This window comes from Nocardia pseudobrasiliensis NBRC 108224 (assembly GCF_001613105.1).
In the GTDB taxonomy this organism is placed as follows: domain Bacteria; phylum Actinomycetota; class Actinomycetes; order Mycobacteriales; family Mycobacteriaceae; genus Nocardia; species Nocardia pseudobrasiliensis.
In genome coordinates, this window is sequence record NZ_BDBS01000033.1 from 25,767 (window position 1) to 37,885 (window position 12,119).

Below are 12,119 nucleotides of genomic sequence, written 5' to 3' on the forward strand. Positions count from 1 at the left end.
TCCTAGCGTCCGAGGCTCAGGGTAACGCGACGGCCGCGGCGTGCCAGAGCCCGACCGGACTGGCCAGGCAGGCGCCGCCGCTGCGCGAATCCCAGGCGAAGGCGGCCGTGCCCAGGCAGACCGGGGCGCGATCGGCCGAAACCACCTGTGCCCGAGAGCCGTTCAACGCGATCGTGACCCCGATGCGGCCGGTCTCGTTCAGCGAGGTGTGCGCCAGCGCGCCGGGACCCAGGCCGATCGCCACGGGCAGTCCGGCCGCGCCCTCGCTGGCTCCGGTTCCGCCCGACGCGCCCAATGCCACGGCCACGGCGCCCGTGCTGGCACTGGCGTAGCCGATTCCGTCCAGACTCAGGGCGCGGGCGTGGCCGGTACCCGTCGCGACGGCCCGGCAGGCGGTGTGACCGGCGACGATGGTCACATCGCGCTCGGCATCGGAATCGCAGTGCACACCGGTTGCCGAGGCGGTGCCCGCGGCGGCGAAACAGATGCCCATCGTGGCGGCCGAACAGAGAATCGCGCCGATCACCTTCACGATCCACTCCTTCCGGACGCCGGTGTTTCACCATACCCAGATCGGTTGCCGGAACGTCGAATCCGCGCTCGGCCGCGTCGAATCCGCGCGAATCGCACCCACTGGTCGTAGCGTGACAGGCGTGAGTACCCAGGAGTTGCCGCGGCTGCGGTCGGCCACCGGACGGTGGATCGTGCTTGCCACCGTGCTCGGCTCGTCGGTGGCCATGCTGGACGCGACGGTCGTCAATATCGCCCTGCCCCGCATCGGCGAATCGCTGCACACCGGTATGGCCGGACTGCAGTGGACGCTGTCCGGTTACACCCTGACCCTGGCGTCGTTCATCCTGCTCGGCGGCTCGCTCGGCGATCGGCTCGGGCGGCGGCGGGTATTCGTCTGGGGCACAGTGGGCTTCGCGATCGCCTCGGCGCTGTGCGGGGCGGCGGTGAATATCGAGATGCTGGTCGCGGCCAGGATCGTGCAGGGTCTGGCCGGTGCGATGCTCACCCCCGGCAGTCTCGCGCTCATCTCCGCCTCGATCGATGAGCGCGATCAGGGCGCGGCCATCGGCCTGTGGTCCGGCTTCGGCGGTATCGCCGGGGCGATCGGGCCGTTTCTGGGCGGCTGGCTGATCGAGGTGGCGGGCTGGCGCTCGATCTTTCTGATCAATCTGCCCTTGGCCGCGATCGTGGTCGCGGTCGCGGTGCGGCATGTGCCGGAAAGCCGCGATCCGCATGCGGCGCAGCGGCTGGACGTGCCGGGTGCGGTGGTGGTCGCGCTGGGATTGGGCGCGCTCACCTTCGGCCTGATCGAGTCGATGGCGGCGCCCGCGCTGGCCGGTGTGGCGCTGCTGATCGCCTTCGTGGTGATCGAGGTGCGCAGCGATCATCCGCTGGTGCCGCCCGCGCTGTTCACCGGCCGCCGTCGCGGCGGGGCGAGAGTCGATGCGGCCCATGCCCGTCCGCGCGTATTCACCGCCGCCAATCTGGTGACCTTCGCGGTCTACGCCGCCCTCGGCGGCGTGTTCTTCCTCCTGGTGCTGCAACTGCAGCAGGTCGCGGGATATTCACCGCTGACCTCCGGTATCGCGACCCTGCCCATCACGCTGATCATGCTGGTGCTGTCCGCACCCGCGGGGCGCTGGGCGCAGCAGCACGGTGCGAGACTGCCCATGACGGTCGGTCCGCTGCTGGCCGCGGCCGCGACGCTGCTGCTGTTGCGGATCGGACCCGGATCAGGCGGCGTACACGGCTATCTGGTCGATGTGCTGCCCGGCGTGGTGGTCTTCGGCCTCGGACTCAGCACCCTGGTCGCGCCCCTGACCGGTGCGGTGCTCGGCGCGGTGCCCGCGGGCGAATCCGGTATCGCCTCGGGGGTGAACAATGCCGTGGCCCGCACGGCCCAGCTGCTGGCCGTGGCCGCGCTGCCGGGACTGGCCGGAATCTCGGGTTCGATCCAGGACGCCGCGACCATCGACCACGGCTTCACGACCGCCATGGAGATCTGCGCGGGCCTGCTGGTGGCCGGGGCGTTGCTGGCGGGTGCGCTGCTCGGCACGCCGCGGCGGGATCGGTCCGCGCAACCCCCTACCGAGCCGACCGTGGACTGCCTGCCGCAGTGCGGGATGACCGGTCCGGCCGTGCAACCGCAGCACCCCGAACAGACCGCGGGGCGGTGACTTCGTCGAGTCACCGCCCCGCGCTACATGTTTCGTGCGGACCTCAGATGGGCCGGAATCCGGCTCCCGCATCGCCACGCGCATTCATATCGGCGGTGATGATGTCCATATTTGTGCCGACCTCCGGGCCGAAGCAGGCCACCGCCAGATAGGCGTTGACCATGCCGACCAGCGTCGTACCGACCACGACCGGTGCGCCGGAGTCGCCCTCGACGACGCACATCTGACTCCAGGTCTCATTGGTCTGGAAGATGTCGCCCCAGGCGATGCCGCAGGTGTTGCCGGTGGTCCGGCCCTCCTTGCAGACGATCGACGGGAAGCCCGCGGGTGCGCCGAGACCGGTGATGGTCACATTGCCGACCCGATTGACCGGGATGATGCGACCCTCGTCGAACTGGATGACCGCATAGTCCAGATCGTGGTTGGAGTAGGCGAAGCGGCCGATCACCCCGGCGCCGCGGGCCTGCTCGGCCCACACCTGCGCCCCGGCCTCGCCGCAGTGTCCGGCGGTCAGACCGACCAGCCGACCGGCGGCGTCGCGGCCCACGGTGGTGACCGTGCATTCGTACTCGTTGTTGACGATGATGCCCGAACCGCCGCCGATCACGGGCGGGGCGGGATCGGCGTGCGCGACTCCCGCACCCGTCCCCAGCAGCGCCGCGCCGAGGGCGACGGCAAAGACGGCGCGGGCCGCCTTGGCGAGTTGTATGAACATGTCCCTCCAGACGTCGGAAGTCGCACGATATCAAGCCATGTAGTTACTACATCCTGTCAGGATTCGGACGCGGACGCGTCCTCTACCAGCGCAATGTTTGCTGGATCGATGCAGACGATCGAGACGTTACGGGCGGGGCGCGACGCGTCCGATTCGTCACGATGACCGGCGCGTCGCCGGTTCGGCAGCGCCGAGTTCGGCCGCACACTCGATAGGCTCGAACGGACATTCCGCACGAGTCGCTCAATTTGTATAAATTCGATCCGAGAAATTATCCCGGCCCGACCGAACGGTTGGACATTTGTTCTCAATGGTGGAACTAGTTCTAGATTTTCGCCGCGATCTTTGTGGCACATACCAACCTGATGTCGTGGATCACAGCAGATGACAGGACGTGATCTGGGTCTATGACCGGAAGCACACTTTGTGGTGTGTTTTTCCTAACTCCGTAGTAAGGTGCGTCAAGCAAACAGTCGTCGGGGCGGGCAACCGGCGTCGAGAGGGGTTAGCCAGTGCAGTTCACCAACAGTCCACCAACGCGATCCCGAATGAACGGGGCGGTCGATTGGACGAGGTCGTACTGGCAGGACCATCCCAAACGGTCGTTGGAAACCCTCGGGCGTCAGATGACGATGGGTGTGGCCGCGGTGGCCGAACTATTCGTCGCCATCTTCCGCCGTCGCTTCCCCTTCGGTGAGTTCGTGCGGCAATGCGGATTCATGGCGAGCGTCGCGGCCGCGCCCACGCTGCTGGTCGCCATTCCGATCGGCGTCATCGTCTCCATCCAGGTCGGCTCGGTCACCGAACAGGTCGGCGCGACCTCGTTCATCGGCGCGGCCAACGGCCTGGGCATCATCCAGCAGGGCGCGCCCCTGGTCACCGCGCTCATGATCGCCGGTGCGGTCGGCTCGGCCATCTGCGCCGATCTGGGCTCGCGCACCATTCGCGAGGAGATCGACGCCATGAAGGTGATGGGCGTGGATCCGCTGCGCCGGCTGGTCGCCCCCCGGCTCGGCGCGGCCATGCTGGTCTCCGTATTGCTCTGCGGTTTCGTGGTTTTCGTCGGCTTCCTGACCGGCTACGTTTTCAATGTGTTCGCGCAGAACGGCACCCCCGGTTCCTATGTGGGCACGTTCTCCTCGTTCGCGGTGACCACCGATTTGTTCGTCGCCCTGCTGAAGTCGCTGATCTACGGCCTGCTCGCCGCGATCATCGCCTGCGACTCCGGATTGAACACCCGCGGTGGCCCGGGTGGCGTCGCCAATTCGGTGAACACCGCGGTGGTGTTGTCCGCGGTGATGCTGTTCGGCGTGAATCTGATCATCACGCAGATCTACACCACCCTGTTCCCTCCCCAGGTGGTCTGAGCCGGTGTCGTCAACTTATGTGCCGCCGCTACTGCGGCCCCTGCAGCGGATCCGCAGCTCGGCGACCGCGCCCCGCGACTGGCTCGCCCGCATCGGCCATCAGGTCTTCTTCTTCCTGCGGTCGATCGGCTCGATGCCGTTGGCGTTCAAGCACTATCCGAAGGAAGTCTGGCGACTGCTCTCGGATGTCACCTGGGGCAACGGCAATCTGGTCGTCGGCGGCGGAACCATCGGCATCGTGCTGATCCTCAGCGCGTTCGCCGGTATCACCGTCGGACTGCAGGGCTACAACTCGCTGAACATCCTCGGCCTGGGCCCGATCACCGGCGCGGTGTCCGCGTTCGCGACCACTCGCGAACTGGGCCCGCTGCTCGCCACGGTGGCCTTCGCCGCGCAGGCCGGCTGCCGGTTCACCGCGCAGCTGGGCGCCATGCGCATCTCCGAGGAGATCGACGCGCTGGAGGCCCAGGCCATCCGGCCGCTGCCGTATCTGGTCAGCACCCGGATGATCGCGGCGATGATCGCCATCGTGCCGCTGTACTGCCTGGCGCTGCCGTTCGCCTACATCGCCTGCGCGACCACCGTGCAGCTGATCGGCGGCACCGCGACCGGCACATTCCAGCACTACTTCTATCAATTCCTGATTCCGCACGACGTGTTGTGGTCGTTGCTGAAAGTGATCGTGTTCGTGGCGATCACGACCTTCATCCAGTGCTACTACGGATTCTTCGCCTCGGGCGGGCCGGAAGGAGTGGGTGTGGCCGCCGGTAGGGCGATCAAGGTGTGCATCATCGCGGTCGTATTCGCCGACCTGGCGCTGACCATGGCGGTGTGGGGCATCAATCCCGGTATCAGGATCTCGGGGTAGGGGCGCGGACATGATCATCGATCCGAGTGGCCGCGGACCGACGATGCGGCAGTTGCTCATCGCCGGGGTGTGCGGGCTGGTCGTCTTCGCGCTCCTGCTGACCTTCCTGATGGCCCGGTACAAGGGCGCCATCCTGCGACCCAAGGTCGACGTCACCGCGAATATGACCACGACCGGCGACGGTCTGCCCTCCGAGGCGGATGTGAAGTTTCGCGGCGTGCTGGTCGGCACCGTCAAGGATGTGTCGGTGGCCGCCAAGGGCGAGCTGCAGGAAGTGCACATCGAGATGAAGCCGGAGTACATCAACGACATTCCGGCCAATGTCACCGCCCGCGTGGTGCCCTCCAACCTGTTCGCCGTCACCTCCGTCGAATTGGTCTACAACGGACCGGATTCGACCGCGCTGCGCGCCGGTTCGAAGATCCCCGAGGATCGCAGCGAGGGCACGATCGCCCTGCAGGACACCCTGACCGCGGTGCGCGGCATTCTCGACAAGATCGATCCGGTGCAGCTGGGCCGCGTGCTGAGCACGCTGTCCTACGCCCTCGACGGCAGCGGCCGGGTGCCGGGCTCCACGGTGGAGCGGCTGGACAACTGGCTGACCCAGGTCCGCGCCGCGGTGCCGAATGTCGATCAGACCCTGGACAATTTCTCCGCCTCCTTCCACGCGCTCAACGCCTCGGCGCCGGATCTGATGCAGGTGCTGGCCGATTCGGTGCAGACCGCGCAGACCATCTCCGATAAGCGCGGTGAACTGGCCGGATTGCTCACCGGCACCTCCGGCACGGTCGACAAGGTCAACGCGCTGTTCGCTCGCAATCCGGATGTGGGCAAGCAGCTCACCAGCGGCACCGCCGACATGTTCGGCGCGCTCTCGGACAATCCGGATGCCATCCCGCAGGCGATCGCCAACCTGAATCAGTCGCTGCGACAGCTGAATACGACCTTCCACTGGGGTCCGCAGCGTCAGATGATCTGGAACCTCGGCCTGACCCTCACGCCGTTCCGGCCCTACGACCGTTCGGACTGTCCGCGCTACGGCGACCTGCCCGCCCCGAGCTGTGCCACCGCACCGCTGGAGGCGACGCTGCCGCCGCTGCCGGATTCGCTGAAGCCGCGCGCGCTGGATTCGGCCAAGGGTCTGCCCCCGGCCGTGCCGATGCCGGGCCTGCCGATGATTCCGGGCTTCACCGCCCCGGACACCCGGGCCGGGGATCCCGCGGATCCGACCAAGCCCGCCAATCCGCTCGCGGGAACTCCGCTGGAGGGCCTGTTCCCGATGCTCGGACTGTCCGCCCCCGCACAGCCCGCCCCGGCTCCGGCCGCCCCGCAGCCCGCGCCGCCGGGACAGCATCCCGCCGCCAAGCCGATCGCCTACTCCGGTGACTCCGCCATCGCGGCGTTGCTCGGTCGCCAGCCCACCACTGCCGAATATCTGCTGTTGAGCTCGATCCTGAGGGGTGGAACCTTGCAAGTCACCGATGGCGGTGCCGGTCGATGAGTATTCGCAAACCCCTGATCGGGTTCACCATCTTCGCCCTGGTGTCGATTCTGGTGACCGTCGTCGTGTGGAACACCCTGGCGCGCACGGTCGCCGGGCCGACCAACAACTACAGCGCGACCTTCACCGATGTGCTCGGCCTGCGCGAGGGCGACGATGTGCGCATGGCGGGCGTCCGGGTGGGCAAGGTCGAGAAGATCGAGTTGGATTCCGCGCACCACGCCAAGGTCACCTTCGAGGTGCAGCGCACCCAGACCCTCTACGGCACCACCAAAGCCCTTGTCCGCTATCAGAATCTGATCGGCCAGCGCTACGTCGCGCTCGCGCCGGGCGGTAAGGGCGACAATACGGCGCTGCGCAACAACGGCACGATCCCGCTGGAGCGCACGGAACCGTCGTTCGATATCTCCGGCCTGCTCAACGGCTTCCAGCCGCTGTTCCAGGTGCTGCAGCCCGAACAGGTCAACAACCTGTCCAATACCTTCATCCAGGCCCTGCAGGGCGACGGAGTCTCCCTCAGCGCCTTCATCACCCAGGCCGCCGCGGTGGCCGGTGACTTCCAGCGCCGCGACGCCATCCTCTCCGATGTGATCACCAACCTCTCGGCGGTCATGCAGGGCCTGGCCAAGCGCGGTGACGAATTGGAGACCCTGGTGACCCAGACCCGGGCGCTGATCGGCGGCCTGTACGAACAGGGCCGGTCGCTGCAGTCCTCGACCGTCCAGATCGCCACCGCCACAACCTCACTGGTGAATATGATCGGCCAGGTCCAACCCAAGATCAGCGCCGCGCAGAACTCCACCCGCGACGCGCTGACCCTGCTCATCGCCAATGGCGACAAGCTCGACCGCGCCGCGGTCGACCTGCCGGTGGTGCTGGAGGATCTGGGGCACTTCAACTCCGAGGGCGCCTACGCCAACGCATACGTCTGCAGCCTGGACGTCTCGCTGTACGGCATCCTGCTCCCCCGCGGTCTGCTCACCCAGATCGGCGGCCAGTCCCACTCGGCGGTGTGCCGGCCATGACGACACTCAGGAACCGCTTCAACGCGAACCGCTTCTTCTGGCTCGGCATCATCGGCGTGCTGGTGATCGTGCTGCTGCTGGTCGTGTCGAGCACCTACAAGAAGCTCGGCGTCGGAACCCAGGACATCAAGGCCGAATTCGTGCAGACGGCCGGGGTCCGGGTCGGGGACAAGGTCGACGTCGCGGGCGTTCCGGTCGGCACTGTGTCCGGCGCCGAACTCGAGGGCGATCACGTCCTGCTCACCCTGCAGATCGACAACGATGTGAAACTCGGCCCCGACGCCAAGGCCTCGATCAAGATGGCGACGCTGCTCGGCGCGCGGTACGTGGATTTGGATCCGGGCGACGGCAAGGGGTTGAAGGGTAAGCGAATCCCCAAGAACAACACCGTGGTTCCGTACAACCTGGCCGATGTGGTGCAGATCGGTACCCCGAAGTTCGAGGCGCTCGACACCAAGAAGCTGACCGAATCGTTGAAGGTGCTCGGCGATCAGATCGACGGTTCGCCGCAGCTGACCGCCCAAGCCCTCGACAGCGTCGGCGCGCTCGCCAAGACGATCAACGATCGTCAGCAGCAGGTCGATTCGCTGCTGAAGGATCTGGATCGGGTCACCAAGATCCTGGGCGACAACCGCAACAGCGTGTTGCTGGTGATCACCCAGGGCGAGGCGATCGCGAACCGGGTGATGGAACGTCAGGCGCTGCTGCGTCAACTGCTCGACAATGTCGCGGCGCTGACCAAGCAGCTGCAGCAGATCGGCTCGGAGAACAACGACCAGTTCGGCCCGACCATCGTGCAGCTCAACACCATTGCCGAGGGTCTGCAGAAGAACAGGGACAATCTGGATCGACTGCTGTCGATCATGCCGGTGTCGCTGCGCTACTTCAACAACTCCTTCGGCAACGGTCCCTACGGTGAGGTCGCGCTGCCCTGGCTGTTCCCGGACAACTGGTTGTGCTTCGCCCGAGTGAACGAGGGGTGCCAGGGATGAAACCGACCATCCGTGAGATGAAGTACGCCGCAAAGGCTTTCGTGGTCGGTCTGGCCGCGCTGGCGGCGGGCGGCTGCTCGGTGCTGCCGGTCTCGGTGCAGGACGCCGTGGGCAATACCCATCACCTCACCGCCGACTTCCGCAATATCGCGGGCATGTTCGAGGGCAATCCGATCACCGTGCTCGGCCTCGAGGTCGGCAAGGTCGACAAGATCGTGCCCAAGGGTCAATACGCCGAGGTCCACATGACCGTCAAGGGTGATGTGAAGATCCCGAAAGACGTGGTGGCGGCGCTGATCTCGCCCTCGATCGTCACCGACCGGCATATCGAGCTCACCCCGGTCTACACCGGCGGGGCGACGCTGCCGGAGAACGCGCATCTGACCGTCGAACAGACTCGCACGCCGGTCGAACTGGACACGATGATCAAGACCATCGATCAGTTCGCCGCCGCGCTCAAGCCCGCGCCGGGCAGCAATGTCGGGCCGCTGTCGGGAACGCTGCTCTACGACATGGTCAACGGTCAGGGCGAGAAGATCCGCGACACCCTCAACGCGCTGTCCGGCGCGCTGAAGGTCGGCGTCGACAACAAGGACGCGGTCGCGACCATCATCGTCAAACTCAACGAGTTGACCACGATGCTCGCCGAAAACGACCAGTCCGTGCGCGATTTCAGCAACCGCACCACGCAGCTGACCCAGCTGCTCGCCGAGCAGGCGCCCGGTCTGCAGGCCACGCTGGAACAGATCAACGGCTTTCTGGCCAATACCAGCGGCGGCTTCGGCCAGTATCAGGATCAGTTGGCCCAGAGCCTCACCGGCCTGACCGCGGTGACCGAGCAGCTGCGCCGCAATGCGGCGAATGTGACCGAGGTGGTCGATATCGCCCCGCTGTTCCTGCAGAACCTGGACCGCTCGGTCAACCGCGAGGGTCGCTACATCCGGCTGCACGCCCTGCTGGGTACGACGCTGTCCGGTGAGATCGTCAGCGTCTTCTGCGAACGGATTCAGATGAAGTCGGATGGCTGCCGAACCGGCAGGATCGAGGATTTCGGGCCCGATCTCGGTTTGACCGCCGCGCTGTTGGGACTGACCAAATGACGGCCCGGACCCGGCGCGCGATGGTGGCGCTGGCCGCCTCGGCCGCGGTGCTGCTGGCCTCCGGCTGCGGGCTGACCGTGGAGAAACTGCCGCTGCCCAAGCCGGGCGTGAGCGGCGATACCTACACGGTGCACGCGGTATTCGCCAATGCGCTGAATCTGCCCGATCAGGCCAAGGTCAAGATCGGCGGTTCGGATGTCGGCGTGGTCAGTCACATCGAGACCAAGAACTTCCAGGCGATCGTCGATCTGACCATCCGCAAGGACATCGAACTGCCCAAGGACGCGACCGCCGAGCTGCGCCAGGCGACCCCGCTCGGCGACGTCTTCGTCGCGGTGTCCAAACCCAAATCCGAACCGGGTGCGCCGCTGCTGAGGACCGGCGACACCATCGCGATCGACAAGACATCGGCCGGCGCCACGGTCGAGGAACTGCTGCTGTCGATCTCGATGCTGTTCAACGGCGGCGGCGTCGCGGCGCTGGGCAAGCTGACCTCGGAACTGGACGCGGTGGTCGGCGGGCGGCCCGATCAGCTGGCCGATCTGATCAAGCAGATGACCAGCGTCACCGGAACCCTGCACGCCAACAGCGATCGCATCGACAGCACGCTCACCGGATTCAGCGCACTGGCCGACACCATCGAGTCCAGGCACAGGGAGCTCGGCCAGGTGGCCGACACGCTGCCCGGCATGATCGGCGCGATCTCGGAGAACAACAAGCAGATCGGCGATCTGCTGACCAAGGTGTCCACCGCGAGCAATGCCCTGGGCGACTACTCCGAGACCACTGGATCGCAGCTTGCCGGACTACTCGACAATCTGCACAAGCTGATGGACGCGTTGGCGCGCACGCAGGACACGCTCGGCCCGGCACTGGACGCGATCCACGAGATCCGGCCCGGCGTCGACGCCTCGACCAAGGGCAGCACCCTCGCCGTCGCGGCGACGCTGACCCAGCTCGACATCAGCGCGCTCACCGATCCGGCTCACGGCAAGTTCTTCGACCTGCGCGATGTGCAGGATTTGAACGGCAGCCTCATCCAGGTGTTGCAGATCGTCTACAGCCGCGTGACGGGAGGCCACCGATGAGCTGGTTCGGACGGCACAAGATGCTGCTGTCGAATCTGGGTCTGGTCCTCGCCCTCGTCATCGGCGCGACCTATCTCGCGGTGAGCGTGATGCGCGTCAATCCGCTGCGCCAGACCTATACCGTCACGGTGAATCTCGACCGGTCCGGCGGTCTGCAGCCGGGTAACGACGTGACCCTGCGCGGGTACCGGGTGGGTAAGGTCAATTCGATCAAACTCGTCGATCGGGGCGCCGCGATCGCGGCCGAGGCCGAAATCGACAGCCGCTACCGGATTCCCAGCGACACCACGGTCGCCGTGCAGGCGCTGTCCGGCGCCGGTGAGCAGTACATCGACTTCCGGCCCGAGACCGACAGCGGTCCCTATCTGGCCAACGGCGCGGTGGTCACCTTCGATCCGCAGAAGGTGCATACGCCCACGCCGGTGTGGTCGGTGCTCGACAATTCGAGCGCGTTCTTCACCCAGATCGATCCGGAGCGGTTCAACGTCATCCTCACCAATCTGGATACCGCGCTCAGCGGTGGTCCGGATCAGTTGCGGCACATGATCGATGCGCTGAGCCTGGTGACCGCGGGTCTGGACAATCTGCTGCCGCAGACCGCCAACCTGTTGGCGAATCTGCGCACCATCGCGGCGACCACGTCGAACGCGCAGCCCGATCTCGCCACGCTGACCCGTAATTCGGGGATGCTGCTCAATCAGTTCAACAATGCCAACGACGAACTGAAGACGGTGCTCGACCGCGCGCCCGCGCAGATGCAGCAGCTCGGCGCGGTACTGGACAAGACCAATGATCCGATCACGGGTCTGGCCAACAACTTCGTGGCCATGACCCGCGCGGCGCAGCTGCGCCTGCCCGCGCTGCGCGCGCTGTTCCCGGCGCTGGTGGTGGGCAGTTCGGCGGCCGGCGTGCCCGCGCACGACGGCGAGTTCTATACGATCACCGATATCTGGCCCCGGCCGTTCTGCGATTACGCCACCAAACACAATCCGCCCTATGTGGTTCAGGACGGCACGATGCCGCGCTGGAACTACTGCACGAATCCGCCGCCGGACCAGCAGATCCGCGGTTCGTCGAATGCGCCGCGGCCCGATGTGCCCAACAACGGCGCCCAGATGCCGGCAGGTGCCGATCCGAACGAGCGGACCCTGCCCCCGGTGCGGTGAGTGTGTGCCCCCGCGGCGGAAACAACGCCGGGGCGGGCATACTCGCCGAGTGAACCCGTCGGCCCGGATCCTTCCGGGTTGATCCGGCTACACGGTGTGCCACGCGGC

At 66.4% G+C, this 12,119-nt stretch carries 11 protein-coding genes; 9 read left to right on the top strand and 2 right to left on the bottom strand.

The genetic code is table 11. The features are described from left to right. Positions 1-16 precede the first annotated feature (16 nt). The gene (locus NP4_RS25245; RefSeq protein ID WP_068002622.1) at positions 17-532 is read right to left on the bottom strand and encodes a DUF6764 family protein; all 516 of its coding nucleotides are present in this window, start codon (positions 530-532) and stop codon (positions 17-19) included. Between the two features lie 121 nt (positions 533-653). Between NP4_RS25245 and NP4_RS25250 the strand changes: the two genes are divergently transcribed. After that, positions 654-2,189, top strand: coding sequence for an MFS transporter (locus tag NP4_RS25250; protein ID WP_068002627.1), 1,536 nt, complete (start codon positions 654-656; stop codon positions 2,187-2,189). A 43-nt stretch (positions 2,190-2,232) separates the two neighbouring features. Here the strand turns inward: NP4_RS25250 and NP4_RS25255 are convergent, their stop codons facing one another. Continuing rightward, positions 2,233-2,904 carry a S1 family peptidase gene (locus NP4_RS25255; RefSeq protein ID WP_068002630.1) on the bottom strand — a complete coding sequence of 224 codons (672 nt, stop codon included), beginning with the start codon at positions 2,902-2,904 and terminating at the stop codon, positions 2,233-2,235. 548 nt (positions 2,905-3,452) lie between these two features. Between NP4_RS25255 and NP4_RS25260 the strand changes: the two genes are divergently transcribed. Genes NP4_RS25260 through NP4_RS25295 form a run of 8 tightly spaced genes read left to right on the top strand, consistent with a single transcriptional unit; the run spans position 3,453 to position 12,011 of the window. Beyond that, on the top strand, positions 3,453-4,271 hold the full coding sequence (locus tag NP4_RS25260; RefSeq protein ID WP_068002634.1) for an MlaE family ABC transporter permease: 819 nt from the start codon (positions 3,453-3,455) through the stop codon (positions 4,269-4,271). Between the two features lie 4 nt (positions 4,272-4,275). Further along, positions 4,276-5,139 (top strand): MlaE family ABC transporter permease, encoded by an 864-nt coding sequence (locus tag NP4_RS25265; RefSeq protein ID WP_062502917.1) that lies wholly within the window; start codon positions 4,276-4,278, stop codon positions 5,137-5,139. 10 nt (positions 5,140-5,149) lie between these two features. Next, positions 5,150-6,640, top strand: coding sequence for an MlaD family protein (locus NP4_RS25270; protein WP_068002636.1), 1,491 nt, complete (start codon positions 5,150-5,152; stop codon positions 6,638-6,640). Continuing rightward, complete coding sequence (locus NP4_RS25275) at positions 6,637-7,665, top strand: MCE family protein (RefSeq protein ID WP_068002639.1); 1,029 nt, start codon at positions 6,637-6,639, stop codon at positions 7,663-7,665. Before NP4_RS25270 ends, NP4_RS25275 begins: the two co-directional genes overlap by 4 nt. Continuing rightward, positions 7,662-8,657 carry an MCE family protein gene (locus NP4_RS25280; protein WP_068002899.1) on the top strand — a complete coding sequence of 332 codons (996 nt, stop codon included), beginning with the start codon at positions 7,662-7,664 and terminating at the stop codon, positions 8,655-8,657. Before NP4_RS25275 ends, NP4_RS25280 begins: the two co-directional genes overlap by 4 nt. Then, positions 8,654-9,757, top strand: coding sequence for an MCE family protein (locus NP4_RS25285; RefSeq protein ID WP_068002642.1), 1,104 nt, complete (start codon positions 8,654-8,656; stop codon positions 9,755-9,757). Before NP4_RS25280 ends, NP4_RS25285 begins: the two co-directional genes overlap by 4 nt. Beyond that, complete coding sequence (locus NP4_RS25290; RefSeq protein WP_068002645.1) at positions 9,754-10,845, top strand: MCE family protein; 1,092 nt, start codon at positions 9,754-9,756, stop codon at positions 10,843-10,845. The genes NP4_RS25285 and NP4_RS25290 overlap by 4 nt, the downstream gene beginning before the upstream one ends. Further along, positions 10,842-12,011, top strand: coding sequence for an MlaD family protein (locus NP4_RS25295; RefSeq protein ID WP_068002648.1), 1,170 nt, complete (start codon positions 10,842-10,844; stop codon positions 12,009-12,011). The genes NP4_RS25290 and NP4_RS25295 overlap by 4 nt, the downstream gene beginning before the upstream one ends. The last annotated feature ends 108 nt before the right edge of the window (positions 12,012-12,119 follow it).

Bases quoted from the DNA above. Each gene is read 5' to 3' on its own strand.
- NP4_RS25290 (WP_068002645.1), top strand. From the start codon at position 9,754: ATGACGGCCCGGACCCGGCGCGCGATGGTGGCGCTGGCCGCCTCGGCC.
- NP4_RS25255 (WP_068002630.1), bottom strand. From the start codon at position 2,904: ATGTTCATACAACTCGCCAAGGCGGCCCGCGCCGTCTTTGCCGTCGCC.
- NP4_RS25270 (WP_068002636.1), top strand. From the start codon at position 5,150: ATGATCATCGATCCGAGTGGCCGCGGACCGACGATGCGGCAGTTGCTC.
- NP4_RS25260 (WP_068002634.1), top strand. From the start codon at position 3,453: ATGAACGGGGCGGTCGATTGGACGAGGTCGTACTGGCAGGACCATCCC.
- NP4_RS25280 (WP_068002899.1), top strand. From the start codon at position 7,662: ATGACGACACTCAGGAACCGCTTCAACGCGAACCGCTTCTTCTGGCTC.
- NP4_RS25295 (WP_068002648.1), top strand. From the start codon at position 10,842: ATGAGCTGGTTCGGACGGCACAAGATGCTGCTGTCGAATCTGGGTCTG.
- NP4_RS25275 (WP_068002639.1), top strand. From the start codon at position 6,637: ATGAGTATTCGCAAACCCCTGATCGGGTTCACCATCTTCGCCCTGGTG.
- NP4_RS25285 (WP_068002642.1), top strand. From the start codon at position 8,654: ATGAAACCGACCATCCGTGAGATGAAGTACGCCGCAAAGGCTTTCGTG.